This is a genomic window from Yeosuana marina (assembly GCF_011762485.1).
Taxonomy (GTDB): Bacteria; Bacteroidota; Bacteroidia; order Flavobacteriales; family Flavobacteriaceae; genus Yeosuana; species Yeosuana marina.
Map to the genome: position 1 here is coordinate 378731 of NZ_JAAKGI010000001.1, position 24733 is coordinate 403463.

Sequence of the window (24733 nt, forward strand, 5' to 3'; positions counted from 1 at the left end):
ACTATTGGACGTATTCTTGTTTTAGAATTTTTATATCATCCATTAAACGGTCAATATCTTCAGGATTGGTACCATCATAAAACCCTCTAATTTGACGCTTTTTATCTATTAGCATAAAATTTTCGGTATGAATCATATCAAACGGACCACCATCGCCAGTAGTTTTAACTGCTAAATAACTTTTTCGTGCTAAATCATAAATTTGTTTCTTATCTCCCGTTACTAAATTCCATTTGCTATCATCTACACCCTTCTCAATAGCATATTTTTTTAGTTGTGCCACACTGTCTATTTCTGGAGTTACAGAAAAAGACAGTAACATGACATCATCATCATTCTTAATCCTATCTTGAATAGTAGCCATATGATTTGTCATAATAGGGCAAATAGTTTGACATGTGGTGAAAAAGAAATCGGCTACATAAATTTTATCTTTATAATCATTTTGGGTGATGGTTTTTCCATTTTGATTTGTAAGGTTAAAGTCGGCTATTTTATGATACTTTTTTTGATATTGAATGGTGCTATCAACCAAATCTGTACTTACCATAGCAGGTTGATATACAGGAAGCGGTTGGTACACATTTAGTTTGTTATAAATAATAGAGACGATAATTATTGAAATAATTAGAAAAACAATGGCAAACTTCTTGTACTCTTTAAAAAATGACAGCATGTGTTAAAAAATAGGATTCAAATTATAGCAAAAATACAATGAAATTTGTACACATTAAATGTTATGCATATTTAAATTATTGTTAAAAGGAATTACGAAATTGAATTGGTTTTTTAAAGTTGGTTTAAAAGCGTACTTTTGTGCGATTAAAAAATTTGATTAACAATATATGGAGTTTGTTATTAAAATATCTCAATTTTTATTGAGTCTATCTTTGCTCATCATATTACATGAATTTGGGCATTTTTTACCTGCAAAGGCATTTAAAACAAGAGTTGAAAAATTTTACTTATTTTTTGATGTAAAGTTTTCACTTTTTAAAAAGAAAATAGGAGACACAGTTTACGGTATAGGTTGGTTACCCCTAGGCGGTTATGTTAAAATTTCAGGGATGATTGACGAGAGTATGGATACCGAGCAAATGGCACAACCACCACAACCATGGGAATTTCGTTCTAAACCAGCTTGGCAACGTTTAATTATTATGCTAGGTGGTGTTACGGTTAATTTTTTACTAGCCATTTTTATTTATATAGGAATGAGTTATTACTACGGTGATATAGTGTTACCAATTGATAATATTAAAGATGGTTTATTGATTGAAAGCACCGTTGCTAACAAAGCAGGGTTGTTAACAGGAGATAAAATTATTGCAGTAGATGGCGAACCTATTAAGAATTTCTCAGAAATCTCGGAAAAAGTCCTTTTTGGTAAAAAAGTTACTATTGAAAGAGATGGAAAAGAATCTACAGTAACATTGCCAGAAGATTTCTTATCTCAATTATTAGACTCAAAAGAAAAAAGGTTTATAAATTTAAGAGAGCCGTTTGTAGTTGTCGAAGTTCCTGATACCTCATTCAATAAAAATAGTGGATTAAAAAAAGGCGATATTATTTTGGGGTTAAATGACTACAAAACAAAGTATGCAGATCAAGTAAAGGATGGTTTAGAAAAATTCAAAGGGCAACAAGTAGAAGCTAAAGTTTTAAGAGATAATCATGATGTTGTTGTGCCTTTATCAATTAGTGATGATGCTAAACTTGGGCTTGTATATGCTTCTAATTCCACACCGAAAACATTAGAAGCTTTGGGCTACTATAAATATGAAACAAAAGAATACGGTTTTTTTGAATCGTTTCCTGTTGGATTAAAAAAAGCCAAAGATAGACTAACCTCTTATTGGGATCAGTTAGGAGCTATTTTTACTCCAAGTACTGGAGCCTATAAAGGAGTAGGTGGTTTTAAAGCAATTTATGATATATTTCCAGACTTTTGGAGCTGGCAAGTTTTTTGGAGTATCACGGCGTTTTTATCAATCATGTTAGGAGTTTTAAACTTGTTACCAATTCCTGCTTTAGATGGCGGGCACGTTATGTTTTTACTATATGAAATGGTGTCTGGAAGAAAACCAGGCGATAAGTTTATGGAATATGCGCAAATGGTAGGATTTATTATATTAATTGCCTTAGTTTTGTTTGCGAACGGTAATGATATTTTTAAAGCTATTTTTAATTAAAAGTTTTTTAAATATTCTATTTACGTTGGTAGTTTTATTAATAAAAATGACAGCGTGAAACTCAATTTTAATTTTTAGTAATATTTTTTAAATTAAAGTTAAAAGTCGTTTTGTAGTAAATAAAAATATATATATATTTGCGCTCGCAAAAGCGAAAAGATAACACTCCTCCTTAGCTCAGTTGGTTAGAGCATTTGACTGTTAATCAAAGGGTCCTTGGTTCGAGCCCAAGAGGGGGAGCAGATAAATAAACCTCAACTATCATTAGTTGAGGTTTCTTGTTTTAAACCACTTCTTTTTTCATTTTATCCATAGCTGTCAAATATTCTTAAAATGTTTAGAACCGAGATGGAAAACAATTCAATATCAAATAAAGACTATTACTGTATATAATAGCAGAGGAAATTAATTTTTGTAAGATCAAGTTTATTTTCATAAATACCCCCAATTAATGAAATACATCTCAACTCCTAGGAGATTAAAGAGGCCTCAAATTATAGTGTTTATGACCTTGATGTAAAAAAGCTGTTAAGCTTAAATGAAGGCAAAAGAAGATTGTTTTTTTTAGCCTTAGTGGATTCTTTTATTATAATGGGTTTGATACGAGAAATAAGGCCGTAAATAATTTTCCTTATATTATCAAACCCATTTGCTCCTTCAAAAGCTTTAAAACTTAACCCAAAAATTATAAAAATGAAAAAAAGTGTTGAGGAATTATGGGAAATAACAGAATAAACATATGAAAGAATGGACATAAATTAATGGCCTAAAAACATTTTAATCTTCAGCCGTACTTCCGCCTAGACATAGGAAAAAAATCGCCATATGAATAAGAACTGTACAAATACTTTTAAGATGCTCAATTGGAAAGTTAATGAGTATTTGCTAATTCAGCTTAATTCTTAACCCTGGATTATTAAAATCATCCGAAACTTTTATAAAGCCAGGTGTTTTTTGCTTTTTAGGCACCTGATCCCAGCTATTGTAAATTTTTCCGTTTACAAAAAATTCAACTGAAGTACTTTTATTTCTCTGGTCATAGAACAGATTATAGCTGATTCTTGGTGATTTTTCACCGATGTAATCACTATTAATTACTAATTCGGCAATACCATCACCATTCACATCTGTTTGTATACTCTCTAAATTAAGTATTTTAGTATATGATCCATCTAGCATCATGAGTTTTATGGTCTTGTTGAATTTTGATATAATTTCAGAAGCATGTGGATAATCTTTCCGAATGGCCATATGAAGTTTTCTAATTTGAAACGGCTTTTCTGAAATACTTAAGTAGTTTTGAACATCATTAATCTGGTATTTGAGAAGGTATTGAATCAATAGCTGATCAACTAGCATGTAATCAATTTTTTTATCGAGTAATTTTTCAAGATTCTCTTGGTCATTATTGCTGTAAACGATTTCTAAATTTTGAGCTTTTTTTAGAGCCTTATCATATGCATAACCTTGAACTAAACCTATTTTACGGTTAGTGAGTTCTGCAATCCTCGTAAAACTGACATCCATTCCCTTTAACCCTACAAGAACCAACCGATTCTCTAAATAAGCATCAGAGAAAAGTAACGTATGCTCTCTTTCAGGTGTTTTCCAAATAGCCCCTGAGCCATCAAATTTACCATCAGCGATTCCATTTAAAACCTTTTTAAATTCAATTATTTTATTTGAAACATGAATATTATTTCTCGATAAGGCTTCATTAACAATATCTAATGCTATTGATTTCTTTGGGCTCTCATTGGTAAAGGGAGGCCAAATATCAGAAGCCAGTTTAAGGGTAGAAATTTGCGCATCAATGCCTAGAGAGAAACATATGATAATAACTGAACAAATACATCTTTTGTTATAATGAATATCCATTTAGATTGAAAAATGAGGCTTTTAAAGTACAAAATATTTTATTTTGCAATGATATATTGCAATTTTTTTTTACTTTTAAGAACGACTTTAACTCAATTACTATGAAAACTTTACTTACAATTTTCGTTTTTTCCTTTTTCTCGACAATCGTTTATTCACAGGAAAGCATTGATACAGATACGGCAACTTTATATCTAATACGAGACACCAAATCAATGGGGGCATTAACAAGGTTTAATGTTTTTATAGACAACGAATTAGTTTGCAAACTAAAAAATCATCATTACATTAAAACAAATTTAGGAATAGGATCCCATAAATTCTCTGTTCAAATGACTGGTTCAAAAGCAAAATCAGCTGTTGATCATTTTGAGTTGGATTTGGAAAAAGATAAAACATATTATCTAAAAGTAGAAACACCTGGCTCCGTAATGGGCTCCAGTTCTTTTATAGAAATTACCGACCATACTGCAGAAAAGATGATACCGAAATTAGACGAGCAAGCAGATTGCCAATAAACGAATAACCAAAACAGAAATCACTATTTTCAAGCAATTATTTTTTAGGTCCTATTCGTGCCGGGTAATAAGAATTAAACCTTAGAAACCATGAAAAATTTATTTAAAACTATTTTCTTTTCTATTTTCACTTTTTTAATATTCTTTTTTTCGATTTCAAGTTTTGCTCAAGATAAATCAGATGTAGTGGTTATGCTCAATGGTGAAGAAAGATCAGGGAAAGTAATGGCCATTAATGATCAAGTTATCACATTTATTTATGATAATGAAACTCTAGAATATCAAATCAAAAAGGGAGAAGTCAATAAGATTATTTTTGCTAGTGGAAGAATTCAGCAAATTTCTAAAAATTCAAATAAAAAACGTACCATTGAAAATTCAAATCCTTTAGCAAGAAAAGGAAAAATGGCTGTTCTGCCATTTAGAATTATTACAAATATGCCTACGATAGATAAGGATGCTATTGGTAAAAAAATTCAAATAGACTGTGCCAATACTATAAAAGAAGAAGCTCCTATGATAGATGTTATAGACCCGAGAGTAGTAAATGCAACATTAGCAAAAAATAATATCGCAGTGGATCAGCTTCAAAATATGTTGCCTAATGAATTGGCAGAACTTTTAGGTGTAGAAAACGTGGTTTTTGGCTCATACGATATAGAAAACACCGGCACAAGAAGTTACGGCTCTTCGGTAACCACCTATAAATCTAATAGAGAAAAGGATGATAATAAATATAAGAGAAAAGGAACAGAAATTAATTCAGGGAGTTCATCAACAACAGACACATTTGATTCTAGAATGACTATAGATATATACAACGACCAAGGTTCCAATATTTATTCTGTTTCTCGTAAGCCCTTTTCCGCAGGACTAGATAAATACCATAGCACCATAAGTTATTTGATAAAGAGAGCTCCTTTTGGAAGTAAAAGGTGATAATTTAAAATGCTAACAATAGTACCCATTTTTCTAATAATTTTCCTTTTCGGGTTATTGCAGAAATTCTTTGTGGATTTTCACGAAACCAAGCCTAAGCCAAACCGTTAGCAATCATTATATAAAAAAATGATAAAATTCTATAGAACAAAACGATATAATTTTTTGAAGAAAAATAAGTTAGGAAAATTCTTAAGCTATGCTATTGGTGAAATTATTTTGGTTGTAATTGGCATTCTAATAGCAATAAATATTAATAACTGGAATGAAGAACGAAAAAGGAGAGAGCAAGAGCATAAAATAATCCTTTCCTTAAAGTCAGAGTTTTTAGAATCAAAAGAGCTTTTGCTATCCACGATGAAGGAGCAAAAAAATGATTTAATAAGAAGCGATGTTTTAATTCAAATATATGAAGGAGAAAAGCCTTTACCCAAAAATGATTCTATAAAAAAGTTAATTATGAAAGGTGCTTTAGCCTGGCAGAGAGAGGAGATAATATCCGGTTCATACCATGTATTAATCAGTAGTGGAAATTCTGAGTTAGTAAAAAATGACGAATTGTTGAAGACGTTGGCCGAATTTTACTCATTTTATCAAGCAGGCTTCGAAGACAATGAGACAAGTATGAATCTGAAGAATGAAATGCTAAAAATACTTTCACCTGTAATACTTTCTTTATCCAAACTGAATAGGAGTAAGGGAAATGAATTGGATACAATTCCTGATCCTAAGGAGGATGATGCAATTAAGTACTTGTTGGAACAAGATGCATTTTTTGGGCTCTTATGTTATAAAACCTATATCGAAAAGCTTAGATATGATTATCAAGAGGACTTGTTGTTAAGAATAAATAATATTATAGAGATTCTTAAAAAGGAGTTAGAAAAATCAGATAATTAAACTTAAGAGGTATAAAATTCTTTACCAAGTTCCAGTCTTTCTGTAGAACTATGCTGGTTCTCTGACTTATAGGTTTCATTTGCCCAATTGGTTTTTCTAAATACAAAGCAAATCATATAGAATCACATTAGAGGCAAATTTGGAATAGGCAAAACAGATAAGCGAAAACTAAAAAATGGATGAATTTTGAAAAAATAGTTTGCTTTTTGATGTTACTAATCTTTCTGAAAGCTAATATAAGAATGACAAAAAATAAAAAGCCTCTATAAAAATGTAAAGGATTTTTTATTCAAAATAATTTTTTAGTCTTAATAAATTCTATTTCACCTCAACATCATTTTTTCCGAAAAGGTATTGCCTTGAGTATCCTTGATAAGGATTAGATACACCTCTTTAGGATGATTATTCATGAGTATTTCTGATTCTGTGGAATTGACATTCATGACGTTTTTTATCAATTGCTCTTGTGAATTGAAGATCTTATAGGCAGAAATAGGAGTGGATGACCGTATCATAACGGATCCGGTTGATGGATTTGGAAAAATCAAGAAACGTTGCTTTGCATAATCAGCGGTGCCTAAAGAGTTAGCGTAGTAAATATCCAAATTACTATCGGCTGTTACACTGACTTCTGGAATTGCCGGTGTTGAAACTAAGTTATTATAAAAATCCCCAACGTCGGTTAGCGTGGTTCGACGGGAATCTGTGTAACAATCTGCAACTCCAGAACTGGGTTGAAACCAGCAATAACGTTCAATATAATCCAACGTTTCCAGATATGGCAAGGCCAACTGCATAAATCCGTAATTGGTAGCCGCAGATCTGTTGGGATTGGCGTTGAACTCTGTAATCCAAATAGGCAAACCATACAGGTCGTGCACTCTTTTTAGGTAATTTTTAAATCTGTTAAACACATTTTGAGGACTTTCATTTGGCGAGTTTTTAGGTTTTGATCCCCAATCGTACCAATGCACTCCAATTACGTCAATTCTGATGTCTTGAGCAGTTGCTTTATCATGAAATTCTTTGAGCCAACCAAAAGGGGCCTCTTCTCTGCAATTTGGAGATACCAAGAGGGGGAGCAAGTTATAAAAGAAAAGCATCAGTTAATACTGGTGCTTTTTTATTTTATAAAACTATTCTATAAGATTTCTGTATACTTTGTTTAATATTTTTTAAGTTAAAAATTTGAGCAAGGTGTTGGTTTAAATTCAACTATTTTATTACTTGTTTCACTTTACAGAAAGCAATCCTCAATAAATGATATTCAAAACTAAATTGTTACTAGCTGTTTCTAATTTTATTAATGATTTACAATATATTATATCAATGGATGTAATAATATTTTGTAAATTTATTACATCCAATTTATTAAATAACTTCAAATTCCAGAATAAACAGTTTGCTATTATAAAGTAAATAATGGATTATTATGCCCGTGTTTCTCATATGAAAAGTTAGAGCCAATCCTAAAAAGAAATGCTATAATTGAAAATCCATGTTAAAAAACCAAATTTATTATGGCTACCTATGATAAAAAGAAGGAAGAACTCATTATTGAGTTACAGGAATTAAGGCAAAAATATGATTCTTTATTAAAGTCAACTCAAAGAGATTTTCTTGAAAATACACTTCAGAATAATGAGGCAAGATATATAGGGTTGTTACAGAATCTTGAAGCGGGGATAGTGGTTCATGCTCCAGATACTTCTATTTTGATGAATAATTCCAGAGCGTCAGAATTATTGGGATTAACCGATAATCAGATGAAAGGCAAAGAGGCCATTGATCCATCATGGAAATTTATAAAAGAAGATTTTACCACCGCACCATTTGATGAATATCCTGTTAATAAGATTGTAAAAAGCAAGAAAGCAATAAAAAATCAAATATTAGGAATTTACCATCCTATTAAAAACCACATGGTTTGGGCGACTATCAATGGTTTTCCTGTGTTAAATACTAAGGGAGAAATAACAGAAATAGTTATTAGTTTTATTGATGTTACCGAGCGAAAACAGGTAGAAAAACGGTTAAGAAAAAGTAGAGATTCTATTGAAAACTTAACTAATTCTTTATGGGATATTGTGTTTTCAGTAAGAATGCCTGAGAGAGTAATTGAGTGGTGTAATACAAGTATTAGGTCTATTGGCTATGAGCCCTCTGAATGTATAGGAAAAGGCACAGATTTTCTTTACTCCAATGAGGAAAATTATTTAGATTTTGGCAAAAAATTACAAAACTTTTTTAATGAGGGGTCTGATGTTTTAAGAACAGAACAAATATTTAAAAAGAAAAATGGAGAAACATTTACAGCCGATGTTTCGCTTACATTTGAGAAGGAAGACGGTATTATTGTTCGTACCACAAGTGTCGTTAGAGATATTACCGAACTTAAATTAGCAGAAGAAGCACTAAGTAATAGCGAAGAAAATTTAGCTATCACGCTCCAATCTATCGGTGATGGTGTAATTTCAACAGATATAAACGGGAGAGTTGAGCACATGAATCCGATGGCTGAAAAGCTTTGTGGCTGGCGTTTGGCTGATGCCGTTAGAAAACCTTTAAGCGAAGTATTTAACATTATAAATGCAGAAAGCCGTAAAAAAGTTGAGAATCCTGTTGAAAAAGTTTTGGAAAAAGGTGAAATTGTTGGTCTTGCCAATCACACAGTTTTAATTTCTAAAAACGGTAGCGAATATCAAATTGCCGACAGCGCTGCTCCCATCATAAATAAAGAAGGGTTAATTAGGGGTGTCGTTCTGGTTTTTTCTGATATAACTGAAAAGTATGCTGAAGAAAAGAAATTAAAAGAAAGCGAAGAACGATTTAATCTGGTAATGAATGCGTCTAACGATGGTTTATTTGACTGGGACCTTATAACCAATAAAATATATTACTCTCCAGGATGGAAAAAAATGCTTGGATATGAAGATCATGAAATTCCTAATGATTTCTCTATCTGGGAAAAAATAACAGATTCAGAAGACGTTAAAAAATCATGGGAGCTTCATCAGAAACTCATTAATAAGCAAATTGACCGCTTTGTAATGGAGTTTAAAATGAAACACAAAAACGGTCATTGGGTTGACATTCTCTCGCGTGCAGAAGCTGTTTTTGATGCTGATGGCAAAGCAATAAGAATGGTTGGAACCCATGTTGATATTTCCAAGCAAAAAAAATTAGAACAACAACTATTACTTTCTAAAGAGAAAGCAGAGGAAAGCAAGACATATCTAGATAATATAATTAACAAGATTGGTGACCCCATTTTTGTGAAAGACGAGCATAGTAGTCTGCTTCTTGTTAATGAAGCGTTTTGCAATATGTTCGGATTAAATAAAGACGAAATAATAGGTAAAACACTTGCTGAAGATGTGTCTCCAAAAGAGCAGGAAGTTTTTTTAAAAATTGATAAACAAGTCCTTAAAGATGGGATTGAAAATATAAATGAAGAGTCTCTTACAGTGAGAGGTGGTGAAACTCGAACAATTGCGACACATAAGACTCGTTTTTTAGATAGCAATGGTAAAAAATATTTAATAGGGGTAATTCGAGACATTACAGACATTAAGAAAACCCAACTAGAATTATTAAAAGCTAAAGAAAAAGCTGAAGAAAGCGAACTTAATTTGCAACAAATAAATAGCAGTTATAAACGGAGTAATCAATTATTAGAAGCATCACAATCTATAGCAAAAGTAGGTGGATGGGAACTAAATTTACTCACTAATAAACTATATTGGACTGGTGAAACTTACAGAATTCATGATACATCACCTGAGGAGTTTAATCCTACAGTTGAAGCAGGTATAGGATATTTCCTGCCAGAATCACAGCAAATTATAAGTAATGCTTTAGAACTCGCTATAACGCAAGGCAAAAATTATGATTTACAACTTGAAACTTACACAACAAAAGGACGAAAAATAAATGTAAGAACGACAGCTGATGTTACTATTGTTGATGGAAAACCAACAAAACTAACAGGAATATTTCAAGATATTACTGAAATAAAAAAGATAGAACTCGCCCTTATTAAGGCTAAAGAGAGCGCAGAAGAAAGCCAAGCAAAATATAGTAAAATGGTAGAAAACATGAATAGCGGTGTAGCTATTTATCAACCTATTAAAAATGGAAAAGATTTCGAAATTATTGATTTTAATAAAGCCGCCGAAAAAATTACAAATACATCGGCGAAGGATATCATAGGTTCCACCTTATTAAACGAATTTCCTAATATGGACAAAAGCTCTTTATTTACAGCGCTTCAAACCGTATTTAAATCAGGAAAAGATGTACACATACCGCCATTTTTTTATAAAGATAACCAAAGAGAAGGTTGGAGGGAAAATTATATTTACAAATTACCATCAGGAGAAATTGTTGCTATTTTTGACGATATAACAGAGCGTAAAACTGCAGAAATAAGTTTACAAAATCAAAACGAAGAATTAATCTTTGCTAAAGAAAAAGCCGAAGAAAGCGATCGATTAAAATCTGCTTTTTTAGCGAATATGAGCCACGAAATTCGCACGCCAATGAATGGTATTTTAGGTTTTTCAGAACTTCTAAAAACACCTAATCTTTCGGGCGACCAGCAACAAAAATTCGTAGGAATAATTGAAAAAAGCGGTAAGCGAATGTTAAATATCATCAACGATATTGTTGATATTTCAAAGATAGAAGCAGGGTTAATGAGATTGGATATCAACGAATCAAATATCAACGAGCAAATAGAATATATTTATACATTTTTTAAACCTGAAGTTGAAGCCAAAGGGATGCGACTTTTCTTAAAAAAGGCCTTGCCTACAAAAGAAGCCACCATTAAAACCGACCGTGAAAAATTGTTTGCCATTCTTACCAACCTTGTAAAAAATGCCATTAAGTATTCCAACGAAGGTTCCATAGAATTTGGATATGTCTTAAAAACAGATAACGAAACGGTTAATCACAATCAAAAAGCAGAATTAGAATTTTTTGTAAAAGACACAGGTATTGGCATTCCAAAAGATAGGCAAGAAGCTATTTTTGAGCGTTTTATTCAGGCAGACATAATGGATAAAATGGCCAGACAAGGAGCTGGTCTTGGGTTGTCAATTACCAAAGCATATATAGAAATGCTTGGAGGTAAGATATGGTTAGAGAGCGAAGAAGGAATTGGCTCAACATTCTATTTTACCTTGCCTTACACTATTGAAACGAATAGAAACCAAATAAGCAAACAGATTAAGGCTAGTAATAATTTAGAAAATAAAGTAAAAAACTTGACAACTCTTATTGCTGAAGATGATGAAACATCTGAGGTATTGATTTCTATGTATGTAAGGGAGTTTAGCAATGAAATTATAATTACAAAAAATGGCAAAGAAGCTATTGAAGCGTGTAGTAAAAACCCTAACATTGATTTGATTTTGATGGATATTCAAATGCCTGAAATGGATGGGTATAAGGCAACACGCAAAATCAGAAAATTTAATAAAAATGTAATCATTATTGCACAAACAGCCTATGGATTGTCTGGCGATAGAGAAAAATCCTTGGAAGCAGGATGTAATGATTATATAACAAAACCTATTGACAGAACTAAATTAGAATCACTAATCCAAAAGCATTTCACGAAACGATAAAAAACACCTAAAAATTAAAATCACAGATAGCATTTTATCTATAATTAGCAAGAAGACAAAGGCTTATATTAAAATATAGGTCTTTCTTGTTTTAATTTGAGAGTGTGTTTTCAGCCATTTTTACAAGTTGCCAATACGGAGGTAAATAGCCGTTTAATTTTTTAAAAGTCTCAATTTTTACTTTTGTTTGTGTCTTACAATTTTGAAATTTTTCAACAAAATTATTATTCTTTAATGCGCTTATAGCGTCCATTCCTTCTGGAATCACGCCTTCTTTGCCCATAATATTAAATATATAGGAGTAGCCTTTAATAACTCTTGCTAGCGGCAGCATAAAAATATTGTAATCTAGTTTTGCTCCATTATTAGCTTCACTTAGTAAAGCATCCATTACGGCATTATCTAGATGGTCTTGAAAAAGAATATCTTTATCCCTCCATTCTGCAACAACACTTAACATAGGGTCATATTCGAGGTCCGATGGCATTTGAGTTACAAAATTCTCTACTCCAAAAGTATTAAGCCAGTCCATAACTCCATCTGACGAGATAGTCGATTTAAACTCCCATAACGATATCCCAAACTGTTTATAGGCATAAGAACCAACTTCAGAACAAAACATAGCACTAGAATCGTAATAATCCATTTTGAAGTCATATGGGATATGTCTAGTTTGCGATTCCTTAAAAATATATGAAGAAACCTGATATGGAAGCATGGGATTTGATTCTATTTGAGGTAAATCATTTCTAGGTCTCATAACTATAAAGCGCAATTTTTTATCATTCAAATAAGTTTTAAGTGATGATATTGCAACACCTTTTTCAATGTGAGCCTCCACAAAATAAGGTTTATTTGTAGCTTTATCAATATGAATAATTGCAACGTGCGAAAAATTTCCAGGATAATCATTTCCTCTTGAAATAAATGCTGAAACTTCGGCACCACCCCGACTTATCAATAAATCTCCACTATGAACTTTTATTCCTAGGATATTAACCGAAGGCGTTACAGATGGTTCTTCAGTTACATACATTGTAGAGATAAAATCATTATTATTTGATTGTAATAAAACTTCTTCTACAGATGCTCTCATACCATATAGTAAGCGGTAAGATGTATTACGGGCATTTATATGATTCATATTCCAAAAGCGAGAATCTGATTTTATCTTTTTTCTAACCCTATTATAGTAGTTAATATACCAATCTGATTTCTTTGGTTGTGCGGCAATTAAGGGGGTTATGTTAAAGAAATTAGTCTCAATCAAACTGTATAGGCTATCGTCTGGTTTGCTTATTGTGTTTTCAAGAGTATTTAATAGAGCATCTGCGTTATAACTCAAGTCATTTACAATAGAATCCAATTCTATAGAAGGAATTCTTTTAGCTTCTTGAAATCTTATTTCTAAACCTTCCCAAAGGCTATCTTGGTTCCAAATAAAAGGGTTATGGGTTGCCTTTTGAATGTTTTTTTCATTTGAGGGAAAGGGAATAAGCAGTAAAACATATAAACCTAAAATAACTAATAAAAAAATATAAATTTTTTTCATGATGTTATATAATTTACAAAGCGTTAAAACTAATAATCGAAACCTTCCAAATATAATCCTTTCGTCCGAATAATAATTAATTGTTTAAGTTGCTTACAATTACTTCTTATTTTGTTGTGGATATAGTTATTTATTTTGTTTCTTTTGCATAATATATTTTTCGAGTAATCAATAATTGGCTCCATAGTTCAAGGGATAGAACAAAAGTTTCCTAAACTTTAGATCCAGGTTCGAATCCTGGTGGAGTCACAAAAAACGAATCTAGTTGATTTTTTAAAAACTATAAATTATGATTTTAAACGCACCTATTACATTTTATCCCATATTAAAAGAACGTATTTGGGGAGGAGAAAAACTAACTACAGTATTTAAAAAAGAATCAGATAAAACTAATATTGGCGAAAGTTGGGAGCTTTCAGATGTTGAGGGAGATGTCTCTGTGGTTGCTTCAGGTGAATTACAAGGAAAAACTTTAAAAGAACTAATTAAGACCTATAAAGGCGCATTGGTTGGAGAAAAAGTTTATAAAACGTTTGGTAACGATTTCCCTATTCTTATAAAATATATCGACGCTAAAACACCGCTGTCTATTCAAGTACATCCAAATAATGAATTAGCAAAGGAGCGCCATAATTCATTTGGAAAAAATGAAATGTGGTATATTATGCAAGCCGATAAAAATGCTGAATTAATTGTAGGGTTTAATCAAGATATTGACAAAAAAACCTACTTAAGTAAGTTAGAGGAAGGCAACGTATTGGAAATATTAAATTCCGAAAAAATATCTAAAGGTGATACGTTTTACATTCCAACAGGAAGAGTCCATGCCATTGGTGCCGGGGTTATGCTTGCTGAAATTCAACAAACTTCTGATGTAACGTATAGAATTTATGATTACAAACGAGTTGATGCTACAACAGGAAAAGAGAGAGAACTGCATACAGATTTAGCAGTAGATGCCATAGATTACAAACAGTATGATAACTACAAAACATCTTATGAGCTTAAGAAAAACGACTCTAGTGAGTTAGTGTATTCTCCTTATTTTAAAACTAACATTATTCAACTTGAAGGAGCCGTTAAGAAAGATTACAGTAATTTAGATTCGTTTGTTATTTATATGTGTGTTGAAGGGGATGCTGTTGTAACCTGTAATGACAAACAGTTTTCATTACAAGTAGGTCAAACCATGCTTATTCCTGCAGCCGTTAGTACTATTGAATTACAATCTGAAAACGCCAGAATTTTAGAAGTATTTCTTTAAAAGTTGGCTAATTATTATTGATGAATATACTGTTTGGCTTGCTCAACAACTTGTTTTGAGTTGCCAATAAATATGTGGTCATTGGCAATAATAACAGGTCTGCTTAAAAAGGTATAGTGGTCAAGAATATAATGTTTGTAATCGCGTTCTTCAAGCGCTTGGTTTTTTAAATCCATTTCTTTGTAAAGTTTGGAACGCTTACTAAAAAGAGCTTCATAACTACCTGCAAGATCTTTCATTTCATCTAATTGCTTAACCGTTATTTCTTCAGTTTTAATGTCTTGTAAAACAAATTCTGAAGGCAGATTCAACTCTTTTAAAATTCTAATACAGGTACTACATGTTTTTAGGTAATATACTTTTTTCATCTGTTAATAATTTAAAAACAAAATAAAGCAATTATATCATTTAACCTATATTTATAAAAAAATAAATACCATGCATTTTACCTTAGAAGTACTTTCAAATACCCGGAAATTTTTCAAAAAATATTTAGAAACTTTATCTCTTGAAGACTTAAATAAAATCCCAGAAGGCTTTAATAATAACATTATCTGGAATGTTGGGCACATCCTTGTTACGCAACAGCTATTAGCCTATAAACTATCAGGATTACCAATGATGGTTAGCGATACGTTAATTGCTAAGTATATGAAAGATACAAAACCTGAAGGATTTATAAATCAACAAGAAGTTGATGAAATAAAAGAGCTACTATTTTCTACAATTGAAAAAACAAAAGAAGATTTTAATAACGGCCTCTTTAAAAACTTTAAAGAATATACGGTTTCAACAACAGGCAACACCTTAACAACTATTGATGAGGCTTTCCAGTTTATTTTATTTCATGAAGGTATGCATTTAGGCTATGTTATGGCCTTATTGCGTGGTGTCAAAAACTAAAAGTGAGTTTACATCATCATACGGGATGGTGAATTCTAAAGTACCTGCAGAATAGGCTGCTATTTCGTAGGTATTATACAATAAAATAATTCCATCTTCGGTATAACCAATATTGGCTGGAAGCACAAAGTTTTCAGAATCAAAAACCGCATCTTTTTCGTCAATATTATTTTGGTAATAGGTTTTAGCAAGCTTAAAAAAGGCTTTTTTATCGTTAAATAAATCAGTGTTTGCGATTAATTTTCCTGTTTTTGCATTAAAGTTTAAAAATGAAATGTTTAAGTTTCCGTGGGCGCCACCAGTATCCATATAGGACGTTAGTGCAATGCTTATTAAGCTTTCAGACTGGTACATAATATCGCCATCTATTTGAGCTTCCCAGTGTTGATCGCTATCAGGAAAATCATTTTTAAAGGCATCAAATTCTTGATTAAAGGCATCAATACTTTTTTTGATTGTTTCTATTTTAGAATCATCATCATATTCTCCAATTTGTAAAGAAGCAATCACCTTGTTTTCAATAATTGAATTGATAGAATTTACGGCAGGTGTATCTCCTTCAGCTAAAGGAATATTGACTTCGACTGCTGAGTTATTACCTCCGGTTATGCTGGTTTCTTTAAAAGTAATTAGGGGATCCTCTTTACAAGAAATGAAAGTAAAAAAACAACAAAGAATAAAAAGATAGCGTTTCATTGAGATACAAGATTAAACACCCTAAAGGTAAATATTGCATTTGAATACACCGAATTATAAAGTACTTTTGTACAAATACATCATAAAATGAAGTTTAACACAAAAGTTATACATGGTGGCCAAGAGCACGATTTAGCTTATGGTGCTGTAATGCCTCCAATTTATCAAACAACGACTTATGCACAAACAACTCCCGGAGGACATAAGGGTTATGAATATTCAAGAACTCATAATCCGACACGACATGCTCTAGAGAGTGCGTTTGCAAGTATTGAAAACGGTAAATATGGACTAGCATTTGGGTCGGGGTTAGCTGCTATTGATGCTGTAATGAAGCTATTAAAGCCTGGCGATGAGGTTATTTCAACTAATAATTTATACGGAGGCTCTTATAGGTTATTCACTAAAATATTTCAAGACTTTGGCATTAAATTTCATTTTGTTGAAATGGAGAATGTATCTCATATTGAAACCTACATCAATGATAATACAAAACTTATCTGGGTAGAAACGCCAACGAACCCGATGATGAATATTATTGATATTCAAGCAGTGTCAATACTTTCAAAAAAGCACCATATTTTATTAGCAGTCGATAATACATTTGCCACTCCCTATTTGCAACAACCTTTAGAACTGGGAGCAGATATCGTGATGCATTCCGCCACCAAATATTTGGGAGGCCATAGCGATGTTGTTATGGGAGGCTTGGTCGTTAACGACAAGGCGTTGGCAGATAAGTTATATTTTATTCAAAATGCCAGTGGAGCTATTTGTGGTCCACAAGATAGTTTTCTAGTATTACGTGGTATTAAAACTTTGCATGTAAGAATGCAGCGTCACTGTGAAAATGGAAAAGCTATAGCTTATTTCTTGAAGACGCATCCAAAAATTGATAAGGTTTTTTGGCCTGGTTTTGAAGATCATCCTAATCATGCTATTGCAAAATCTCAAATGAAAGATTTTGGAGGTATGCTATCATTTACAATAACAGGAAATGATTATAAGCAAGCTATTAAAACAGTTGAAAACCTTAAAGTTTTTACTTTGGCAGAATCATTAGGGGGCGTAGAGTCACTTTGTGGTCATCCAGCAAGTATGACACATTCTAGTATTCCAAAATCGGAACGTGAAAAAATAGGAATTGTAGATTCTTTAATACGGTTAAGTGTTGGTATAGAAGATGTAGATGATTTGATTGCCGATTTACAACAGGCTTTGTCTTAATCCAGATAAAAAATATAGCCTACATTAAACCATAGTAACCAATCATTATATTTATTATAATCTAATTGATGGTTTAATCCATCAACCCAGTCATTAAAATAATATTGCCATCTCAAGTCTAGCATTAAATCAGACGTGGTATTAAGTTTATATCGAACACCCACACTTGAAACAACAGAAAACGTACTTCCAGAAGAGGCATCAACGGATCCCGGAGCCCATTGAGAATAAAAATTGGTAGGGTTTAACACATTACCATAAGCAAGAGGGTTTGGATTGTCATAGGTTGTGCTAACTTCTGGAGAAAAAAAGGTATAATGCACACCCAAACTAACAAATGGTGCAAATCTAGGCGTAAAAGCTTCAAAAGCATGAATACTTAAAGGATAAAATTCTAATTGTGTTCCAATATCAAAATTATTAGCCACTCCTTTGTGCCCTCTTAGCCTTTTGGCATCTTCAGAGGTTTTACTAGGGTCAACCCATTGTCCAAAATGTTCTAATTTAGTTTTATTCCAGGATATTTCATTACGCACTTTAAAGTGATCATTAAAATAAGAGTCTCTATTAATTAAATTTGAGTAATTTCTTCGGTAAGAAAAGTTAAAGTATTGAACAACACCTATACCAAAACCCATATTACCAATGTTTGTCGCCTTGTCAGTTCTACTACCAAAATCTGATCTAAATTGGACAGGACCAGCAATAATGCCAATTTCTGGTGAAAAACCAAATTGAGAGAACGCTGCTTGCGTTATTATAAACACGCAAAACGCAGCAGCTAAATGTTTAAAATTAAACATACTATGGTTTATTTTTTTGAGGCATTAACTTAGCAAATATATAAAAACAGAATTTAGAATCAAATCATTATAAAAACGTAGAAATAGCAATAAAATTATTTATTATGAAATTATAAAAAAATCGGCTTTTTTTTGAAGATATCGTATCTTTGTTATAATATATTGAAAAGTTCATAATTATTAACTCAAATTTGAATAAATGAAAAGTAATATTGAAGCATTTTTAGATCTTGTAAAAGAAAGAAATGGTCAAGAACCAGAGTTTTTACAAGCCGTTCAGGAAGTTGCAGAAACAGTAATTCCTTACATCGTCGAGCACGATATTTATTACGGTAGAAACATTCTATTAAGAATGGTAGAACCAGAAAGAGCGTTAACTTTTAGGGTGTGCTGGGTAGATGATTCTGGTGAAATTCAAGTAAACAGAGGATATAGAATTCAAATGAATTCAGCTATAGGCCCGTTTAAAGGCGGTTTGCGTTTTCATCCAACGGTTAACATGAGTATTTTAAAGTTTTTAGCTTTTGAACAAGTATTTAAAAATGCGTTGACCACACTACCAATGGGAGGTGGAAAAGGGGGAAGTGATTTTGACCCTAAAGGTAAAAGTGATGATGAAATTATGCGTTTTTGTCATTCATTTATGAGTGAATTATTTAGACATATAGGCCCTAATACAGATGTGCCAGCAGGAGATATTGGAGTAGGTGCCAGAGAAATTGGCTTCCTATTTGGTATGTACAAAAAATTAAGAAATGAATTTACTGGGGTTTTAACAGGTAAAGGATTATCTTGGGGAGGCTCTTTAATACGACCAGAAGCAACAGGTTATGGAACTGTTTATTTTGCAGAAAGTATGTTAAAAACTAAAGAGGAAGATTTAAATGGTAAGGATGTTGTTATATCTGGATCTGGTAATGTAGCGCAATATGCTGCAGAAAAATGTCTTCAGTTAGGCGCTAAAGTTTTAACATTATCTGATTCTTCTGGATATATTTATGATTCGGAAGGAATAGATGCAGATAAGTTAGCGTATGTAATGAATCTAAAAAACGTGAAAAGAGGGCGAATAAGTGAATATTTAGAAAACTATCCTCATGCTAAATTTGTAAAAGGAAAAACACCATGGGAAGTTAAGTGCGATATAGCTTTACCATGTGCCACACAAAATGAACTTCATGAAGCCGATGCTAAAATGCTGTTGAAAAATGGCTGTATTTGTGTGAGTGAAGGAGCTAATATGCCATCAACTATTGATGCTGTACATGCATTCCAAAAAGCTAAAATTTTATATGCGCCAGGAAAAGCATCTAATGCAGGTGGTGTTGCAACGTCTGGTTTAGAAATGACTCAAAACTCGTTGCGTTTTAACTGGACGAGAGATGAAGTAGATTTAAAACTGAAAAGCATCATGTCTAACATTCACGATGCATGTATAGAGTTTGGTACAGAAGAAGATGGTTATATTAACTATGTAAAAGGAGCCAATATTGCAGGATTTGTTAAAGTGGCTGATGCCATGTTAGCGCAAGGTATCGTGTAAAACAAAACATCGTTATAGTTTAAATAAAAATGCATAAAAATAGACTACCAGATTTAAGAAATTACGAATTTGAAGAAGTTGCATTTGGAGAATTAATGCAAAACAGAATTAATAAAGTTCTTATAGTTTGTTCTAACTATGATTTTTATATGTTAGAAGAAGATGGTAGAATAGATGAACGCATTTTTAACGAATATACAGATTTAAACTTACGATATCCTCCAAATTTCGTACATGCAAACTCTGCTAAAAGAGCTATAAAACTAATGGCTGAAGTTAAAATAGACTTAGTCATAACGTGGTTAGATATTGGTAATTATAACGCATTCGAAACTTCAAAAGAGATAAAAGGGGCCTTTCCGGAGGTCCCAATTGCTGCTCTAAGTTTTTACTCTTCAGAATTAAGAAGTAAATTAGAAAAGAGTAATAAAGGCATTATCGATACTGTGTTTCACTGGAATGGTAATGTTGATATTTTCTTGGCAATTATAAAATTGACAGAAGATAGAATGAATGCTAAAAGAGATATTAATCAAATTGGTGTAAAAGCCATCTTGATGGTAGAAGACTCTTTAAAATTCTATTCAAGATATTTACCCATTATCTATAAAATTCTTTTAAAACAAACGCGCGCTTTTATGTCTGAAGGCTTAAATGAGCACAGAAGCATGATGCTTATGCGAGGGCGCCCAAAAATGTTATTGGCAACAACTTATGAAGAAGGCTTAGAACTTTTTGAAAAGTATAAAAGTAATTTACTAGGCGTAATTTCTGATGTTAATTATTTTAAAGATGGCAAAAGAGACCCAGAAGCAGGGTTTGAATTTTTAAAATATGTACGAAGTTCTCAACGTTATTTTCCTTTTTTAATTCAATCGTCCGATAACAATAATGAAGAAAAAACCCATGAATTAAAAGGTAAATTTTTATACAAGCACTCAGAAACATTAGGAACAGATTTAAAAAACTATATCAATAAATATTTTTCATTTGGTGATTTTGAGTTTTGGGATCCAGAACAAATGAAAGTGTTGGCGGTTGTAAAAAATTTAAGTGAACTCCAAAAAGCTTTAAAAACGGTTAGTAAAGCGTCTATTGCGTATCATGCTAAGCGAAGTGAATATTCTAAATGGCTCAAATCTAGAGCCTTATTCCCTTTAGCAAATCTATTTAGTAATGTAGAGTATGATGATTTTGACGACCTAGAACAAATTAGAGAATTTTTAATAAAAGCTATAAGGGCTTATAGTATTTATAGGTCTAAAGGTGTTATCGTAAAATTTGATAAAGAGAAGTATGATGAATATTTAGGTTTTGCCAGAATAGGAGATGGTTCTCTTGGAGGTAAAGGACGCGGACTAGCTTTTATAGATTCATTTTTAAAACGTCATAAGCTTTTTAGGAAATATGAAGACGTTTATATTTCTATACCCAGAACCGTTGTAATAAGTACTGAAGTTTTTGATGAGTTTATTGAACGATACGATTTAATTAGGTTTGCTGCTAACTCAAATAGCGATGAAGAAATATTAAATAAGTTTATTTCAAAACCTCTGCCTCAATGGGTTTTAGAGGATATTCAAGCATTTCTAAATATTGTAAAAAGACCTATAGCAGTTCGTTCTTCTAGTGTTCTAGAAGATTCCCATTTTCAGCCTTTTGCGGGTGTGTTTGCAACATATATGATTCCAAACACCAACGACAGCCAAATGCTGGAAACCCTATCTAATGCTATTAAATCGGTGATGGCATCAGCCTTTTTTCAAGCAAGTAAGGCCTATTTAAAGGCAACATCGCATACCATAGAAGAAGATAAAATGGCTGTTATTCTTCAAGAATTAACAGGTAAACAATATGATGATATTTACTATCCAAATATTTCGGGAGTTGCAAGATCTATTAACTTCTATCCTATTGGAAATGAAAAACCAAATGAAGGAATTGCGAATATTGCTTTAGGTTTGGGTGAAATTATAGTTGGTGGTGGCCGTAGTTTGCGTTTTTCGCCTTACCATCCTAAAAAAGTCTTGCAATTGTCTTCGCCAGATTCAACCCAGCGTGATACACAGCAATATTTTTACGGTCTAGATTTAGATCCTAAAAGTTATAAAGTTTCAATAAATGAGGGTGTTAATAAAAAGAAGGTTACTTTAAGACAAGCTAAAAACCATCCATCTTTAAAATTTGTTGCTTCCACTTACGATTTGCAAAATAATATCATCAGACCTGGTGTTTTACACGATGGAATACGCGTAGTAACTTTTGATAATGTTTTAAAATACGGTTCGTTTCCGTTGCCAGAAATCTTAAAAGATTTATTGCACGTTGGGCAACGAGAAATGAGAAACCCAATAGAAATTGAGTTTGCTGTAAACCTAGATGTTCCCAAAGGGCAACCAAGAATTTTTAGTTTTTTACAAATAAGACCCATTGTTGAAAGTGTTGTAACCAATAATGAATTACCTGAAGACTTTAATGTTGATGATACTATTATATATACAGAATCTGCATTAGGAAATGGCACTTATGATTATATAAAGAATTTTGTGTATGTAAAGCCAGAAACATTTAACCCTGCAAACACAAGAGAAATAGCTTATGCGGTCGAGAATATAAATAAAAAGTTTACTGACAAAGATGAACAATACATTTTAGTTGGACCAGGACGATGGGGCTCAAGCGACCCTTGGCTAGGAATTCCTGTTATTTGGCCTCAAATTTCTTCGGCTAAAATAATAGTCGAAGCTGGTTTAAATGATTTTAGAATCGACCCAAGTCAAGGCACACATTTTTTTCAAAATTTAACCTCTTTCAAGGTTGGCTATTTTACTATTAATCCTTTTATGAATGACGGCTCTTTTGATTTAGACTATTTAAATAAACAAGAAGCCTGTTATGAAGATGAGTACTTAAGACACATTTGTTTTAAGGATCCATTAACTATTATTATTGAAGGTAAAAGCAATAAAGCAGCTATTTTCAAGTCTGGATTTAAAATCACAAGGCACCTAGAATCCTTAGAAAATTCTATAGATGATTTACCGCCTGAGGGGTTTATGTAATGTAAATCTATTTAATTTTAGGTAGTACATATATACTTTAAACCGCGTAACATAATGTGTTATAAAATTTCAACTTAATTTATTGAATTAATAAAAAATGCGAACATAAATCATGAATTATTGATTTTAATATTGGTATTTTTGCATTATATTTTAAACACTTTTATATTTAAAGATCATGAATGTAAAAAACATAATGACAAACCTTGAAACCAAGCATCCTGGTGAAAAGGAATACTTACAAGCAGTACATGAAGTATTGGAATCTATTGAAAGTATTTATAACGAAAACCCACAATATGAGTCCGCTAAAATTATCGAACGATTAGTTGAGCCAGACCGTGTTTTAACCTTCAGAGTTTCTTGGTTAGATGATGATGAGCAAGTACATGTTAACCTAGGTTACAGAATACAATTTAACAATGCTATAGGCCCTTACAAAGGTGGTATCAGACTGCATCCGAGTGTTAATTTAAGTATTTTAAAATTTTTGGGTTTTGAACAAACTTTTAAGAACGCATTAACAACGTTGCCTTTAGGAGGGGCCAAAGGCGGATCTGATTTTAATCCAAAAGGAAAATCAGATACGGAAATTATGCGTTTTTGTCAAGCTTTCATGCTAGAGTTATGGCGCATTATTGGACCTAATACAGATGTTCCTGCAGGAGATATTGGTACCGGAGGAAGAGAAATTGGGTATATGTATGGCATGTACAAAAAACTTAAATCAGAAAACACAGGAGTTCTTACTGGTAAAGGGCTCAATTGGGGAGGTAGTTTGATTAGACCTGAAGCTACTGGTTTTGGAGCTACCTATTTTACCAATGAAATGTTAGTATCTAACAACGATTCTTTCAAAGGTAAAATAGTAACGGTTTCTGGTTTTGGTAATGTAGCTTGGGGGGTAGCTCTTAAAGTAACAGAACTAGGAGGTAAAGTAGTAACAATATCTGGTCCTGATGGTTATATTTATGATGAAAAAGGGTTAGATGCCGATAAAATAGACTATTTGCTAGCGCTTAGAGCGTCTAATAACGATATTGTTTCTCCGTATGCAGATGAGTTCCCAGAAGCCATATTTGTTCCAGGCAAAAAACCTTGGGAGGTAAAATGTGATATAGCTATGCCAAGTGCTACACAAAATGAATTAAATGGTGAGGATGCGGCACAATTAATTGCTAATGGCGTTAAATATGTTGCTGAAGTGTCAAACATGGGATGTACTCCAGAAGCTATTGAAGTGTTGCACGACGCAAAAATTCCTTTTGGTCCAGGAAAAGCAGTTAATGCTGGTGGTGTTGGTGTTTCTGGTTTAGAAATGTCTCAAAACGCCATGAAATTAAATTGGACCGTAGATGAAGTGGATGCCAAATTACATCATATGATGTCATCAATTCATATGGCATGTATAAAATTTGGTACTGAAGATGACGGTTATGTAAACTATGTAAAAGGTGCCAATATTGCTGGATTTATTAAAGTAGCAGATGCTATGTTAGACCAAGGTATTGTATAACAAAAACTATAATTTATAATAAAAAGCTTCCTTTATTGAGGGAGCTTTTTTTATATATTTATATCATTTTCAAGTAATACTCGTTAGATATAAATATATTTGAAAGT

Annotated in this window: 18 protein-coding genes and 2 tRNA genes; 13 read left to right on the top strand and 7 right to left on the bottom strand. The window is 32.2% G+C overall.

Features of this window, described 5'->3' with window-relative positions; all coding sequences use genetic code 11:
- Position 1: 1 nt before the first annotated feature.
- Complete coding sequence (locus tag G5V56_RS01645) at positions 2-676, bottom strand: SCO family protein (RefSeq protein WP_166960309.1); 675 nt, start codon at positions 674-676, stop codon at positions 2-4.
- Between the two features lie 169 nt (positions 677-845).
- On the opposite strand from G5V56_RS01645, the gene rseP reads away from it, so the two are divergent.
- Positions 846-2192 carry an RIP metalloprotease RseP gene (gene rseP, locus G5V56_RS01650; protein WP_166960312.1) on the top strand — a complete coding sequence of 449 codons (1347 nt, stop codon included), beginning with the start codon at positions 846-848 and terminating at the stop codon, positions 2190-2192.
- A gap of 166 nt (positions 2193-2358) precedes the next feature.
- Positions 2359-2432, top strand: a tRNA-Asn gene (locus G5V56_RS01655).
- Between the two features lie 645 nt (positions 2433-3077).
- On the opposite strand, the gene G5V56_RS01660 is transcribed toward G5V56_RS01655, so the two are convergent.
- Positions 3078-4070 carry a substrate-binding periplasmic protein gene (locus G5V56_RS01660; RefSeq protein ID WP_166960315.1) on the bottom strand — a complete coding sequence of 331 codons (993 nt, stop codon included), beginning with the start codon at positions 4068-4070 and terminating at the stop codon, positions 3078-3080.
- A gap of 101 nt (positions 4071-4171) precedes the next feature.
- Here G5V56_RS01660 and G5V56_RS01665 point away from each other — a divergent pair, with 101 nt between their 5' ends.
- The 3 genes from G5V56_RS01665 (at position 4172) to G5V56_RS01675 (ending at position 6427) form a co-directional block, all read left to right on the top strand.
- A complete protein-coding gene (locus G5V56_RS01665) occupies positions 4172-4588 on the top strand; it encodes a DUF2846 domain-containing protein (protein WP_166960317.1) in 417 nt (138 codons plus the stop codon).
- Between the two features lie 90 nt (positions 4589-4678).
- A complete protein-coding gene (locus G5V56_RS01670) occupies positions 4679-5527 on the top strand; it encodes a hypothetical protein (protein ID WP_166960319.1) in 849 nt (282 codons plus the stop codon).
- A gap of 129 nt (positions 5528-5656) precedes the next feature.
- On the top strand, positions 5657-6427 hold the full coding sequence (locus G5V56_RS01675) for a DUF6090 family protein (protein WP_166959333.1): 771 nt from the start codon (positions 5657-5659) through the stop codon (positions 6425-6427).
- A 323-nt stretch (positions 6428-6750) separates the two neighbouring features.
- Here the strand turns inward: G5V56_RS01675 and G5V56_RS01680 are convergent, their stop codons facing one another.
- Entirely contained in the window at positions 6751-7500 is a 750-nt protein-coding gene (locus G5V56_RS01680; RefSeq protein WP_166960322.1) for a glycosyl hydrolase, read from the bottom strand.
- Positions 7501-7947: 447 nt separating this feature from the next.
- On the opposite strand from G5V56_RS01680, the gene G5V56_RS01685 reads away from it, so the two are divergent.
- Positions 7948-12060, top strand: coding sequence for a PAS domain-containing hybrid sensor histidine kinase/response regulator (locus G5V56_RS01685; protein ID WP_166960325.1), 4113 nt, complete (start codon positions 7948-7950; stop codon positions 12058-12060).
- Positions 12061-12151: 91 nt separating this feature from the next.
- Here the strand turns inward: G5V56_RS01685 and G5V56_RS01690 are convergent, their stop codons facing one another.
- The gene (locus G5V56_RS01690; protein WP_166960328.1) at positions 12152-13612 is read right to left on the bottom strand and encodes a YiiX/YebB-like N1pC/P60 family cysteine hydrolase; all 1461 of its coding nucleotides are present in this window, start codon (positions 13610-13612) and stop codon (positions 12152-12154) included.
- Between the two features lie 177 nt (positions 13613-13789).
- On the opposite strand from G5V56_RS01690, the gene G5V56_RS01695 reads away from it, so the two are divergent.
- Both G5V56_RS01695 and G5V56_RS01700 read left to right on the top strand, forming a co-directional pair.
- A tRNA-Arg gene (locus tag G5V56_RS01695) sits at positions 13790-13861 on the top strand.
- Between the two features lie 40 nt (positions 13862-13901).
- Positions 13902-14876 (top strand): type I phosphomannose isomerase catalytic subunit, encoded by a 975-nt coding sequence (locus tag G5V56_RS01700; RefSeq protein WP_394366168.1) that lies wholly within the window; start codon positions 13902-13904, stop codon positions 14874-14876.
- Positions 14877-14890: 14 nt separating this feature from the next.
- Here G5V56_RS01700 and G5V56_RS01705 read toward each other — a convergent pair whose 3' ends face one another.
- Positions 14891-15244 carry an arsenate reductase family protein gene (locus G5V56_RS01705; protein WP_166960331.1) on the bottom strand — a complete coding sequence of 118 codons (354 nt, stop codon included), beginning with the start codon at positions 15242-15244 and terminating at the stop codon, positions 14891-14893.
- Between the two features lie 70 nt (positions 15245-15314).
- On the opposite strand from G5V56_RS01705, the gene G5V56_RS01710 reads away from it, so the two are divergent.
- Positions 15315-15779, top strand: a complete 465-nt coding sequence (locus G5V56_RS01710; RefSeq protein WP_166960334.1) for a DinB family protein — start codon at positions 15315-15317, stop codon at positions 15777-15779.
- Here the strand turns inward: G5V56_RS01710 and G5V56_RS01715 are convergent.
- Complete coding sequence (locus G5V56_RS01715; protein ID WP_166960337.1) at positions 15756-16475, bottom strand: DUF3298 and DUF4163 domain-containing protein; 720 nt, start codon at positions 16473-16475, stop codon at positions 15756-15758. The two genes, G5V56_RS01710 and G5V56_RS01715, sit on opposite strands and share 24 nt — an antisense overlap.
- An 87-nt stretch (positions 16476-16562) precedes the next feature.
- Between G5V56_RS01715 and G5V56_RS01720 the strand changes: the two genes are divergently transcribed.
- Entirely contained in the window at positions 16563-17702 is a 1140-nt protein-coding gene (locus G5V56_RS01720; protein WP_166960340.1) for a cystathionine gamma-synthase, read from the top strand.
- On the opposite strand, the gene G5V56_RS01725 is transcribed toward G5V56_RS01720, so the two are convergent.
- Complete coding sequence (locus G5V56_RS01725; protein WP_166960343.1) at positions 17699-18505, bottom strand: THC0290_0291 family protein; 807 nt, start codon at positions 18503-18505, stop codon at positions 17699-17701. The two genes, G5V56_RS01720 and G5V56_RS01725, sit on opposite strands and share 4 nt — an antisense overlap.
- A 199-nt stretch (positions 18506-18704) precedes the next feature.
- Here G5V56_RS01725 and gdhA (G5V56_RS01730) point away from each other — a divergent pair, with 199 nt between their 5' ends.
- The 3 genes from gdhA (G5V56_RS01730) (at position 18705) to gdhA (G5V56_RS01740) (ending at position 24626) form a co-directional block, all read left to right on the top strand.
- On the top strand, positions 18705-20048 hold the full coding sequence (gene gdhA / locus G5V56_RS01730; protein WP_166960346.1) for an NADP-specific glutamate dehydrogenase: 1344 nt from the start codon (positions 18705-18707) through the stop codon (positions 20046-20048).
- A gap of 29 nt (positions 20049-20077) precedes the next feature.
- Entirely contained in the window at positions 20078-23110 is a 3033-nt protein-coding gene (locus G5V56_RS01735; protein ID WP_166960349.1) for a PEP/pyruvate-binding domain-containing protein, read from the top strand.
- Positions 23111-23288: 178 nt separating this feature from the next.
- Positions 23289-24626: an NADP-specific glutamate dehydrogenase gene (gene gdhA / locus G5V56_RS01740; protein ID WP_166960352.1), complete on the top strand. Its 1338-nt coding sequence runs from the start codon at positions 23289-23291 to the stop codon at positions 24624-24626.
- Positions 24627-24733 lie beyond the last annotated feature (107 nt).

Bases quoted from the DNA above. Each gene is read 5' to 3' on its own strand.
- G5V56_RS01645 (WP_166960309.1), bottom strand. From the start codon at position 676: ATGCTGTCATTTTTTAAAGAGTACAAGAAGTTTGCCATTGTTTTTCTA.
- rseP (WP_166960312.1), top strand. From the start codon at position 846: ATGGAGTTTGTTATTAAAATATCTCAATTTTTATTGAGTCTATCTTTG.
- G5V56_RS01660 (WP_166960315.1), bottom strand. From the start codon at position 4,070: ATGGATATTCATTATAACAAAAGATGTATTTGTTCAGTTATTATCATA.
- G5V56_RS01665 (WP_166960317.1), top strand. From the start codon at position 4,172: ATGAAAACTTTACTTACAATTTTCGTTTTTTCCTTTTTCTCGACAATC.
- G5V56_RS01670 (WP_166960319.1), top strand. From the start codon at position 4,679: ATGAAAAATTTATTTAAAACTATTTTCTTTTCTATTTTCACTTTTTTA.
- G5V56_RS01675 (WP_166959333.1), top strand. From the start codon at position 5,657: ATGATAAAATTCTATAGAACAAAACGATATAATTTTTTGAAGAAAAAT.
- G5V56_RS01685 (WP_166960325.1), top strand. From the start codon at position 7,948: ATGGCTACCTATGATAAAAAGAAGGAAGAACTCATTATTGAGTTACAG.
- G5V56_RS01690 (WP_166960328.1), bottom strand. From the start codon at position 13,612: ATGAAAAAAATTTATATTTTTTTATTAGTTATTTTAGGTTTATATGTT.
- G5V56_RS01700 (WP_394366168.1), top strand. From the start codon at position 13,902: ATGATTTTAAACGCACCTATTACATTTTATCCCATATTAAAAGAACGT.
- G5V56_RS01705 (WP_166960331.1), bottom strand. From the start codon at position 15,244: ATGAAAAAAGTATATTACCTAAAAACATGTAGTACCTGTATTAGAATT.
- G5V56_RS01710 (WP_166960334.1), top strand. From the start codon at position 15,315: ATGCATTTTACCTTAGAAGTACTTTCAAATACCCGGAAATTTTTCAAA.
- G5V56_RS01715 (WP_166960337.1), bottom strand. From the start codon at position 16,475: ATGAAACGCTATCTTTTTATTCTTTGTTGTTTTTTTACTTTCATTTCT.
- G5V56_RS01720 (WP_166960340.1), top strand. From the start codon at position 16,563: ATGAAGTTTAACACAAAAGTTATACATGGTGGCCAAGAGCACGATTTA.
- G5V56_RS01725 (WP_166960343.1), bottom strand. From the start codon at position 18,505: ATGTTTAATTTTAAACATTTAGCTGCTGCGTTTTGCGTGTTTATAATA.
- gdhA (WP_166960346.1), top strand. From the start codon at position 18,705: ATGAAAAGTAATATTGAAGCATTTTTAGATCTTGTAAAAGAAAGAAAT.
- G5V56_RS01735 (WP_166960349.1), top strand. From the start codon at position 20,078: ATGCATAAAAATAGACTACCAGATTTAAGAAATTACGAATTTGAAGAA.
- gdhA (WP_166960352.1), top strand. From the start codon at position 23,289: ATGAATGTAAAAAACATAATGACAAACCTTGAAACCAAGCATCCTGGT.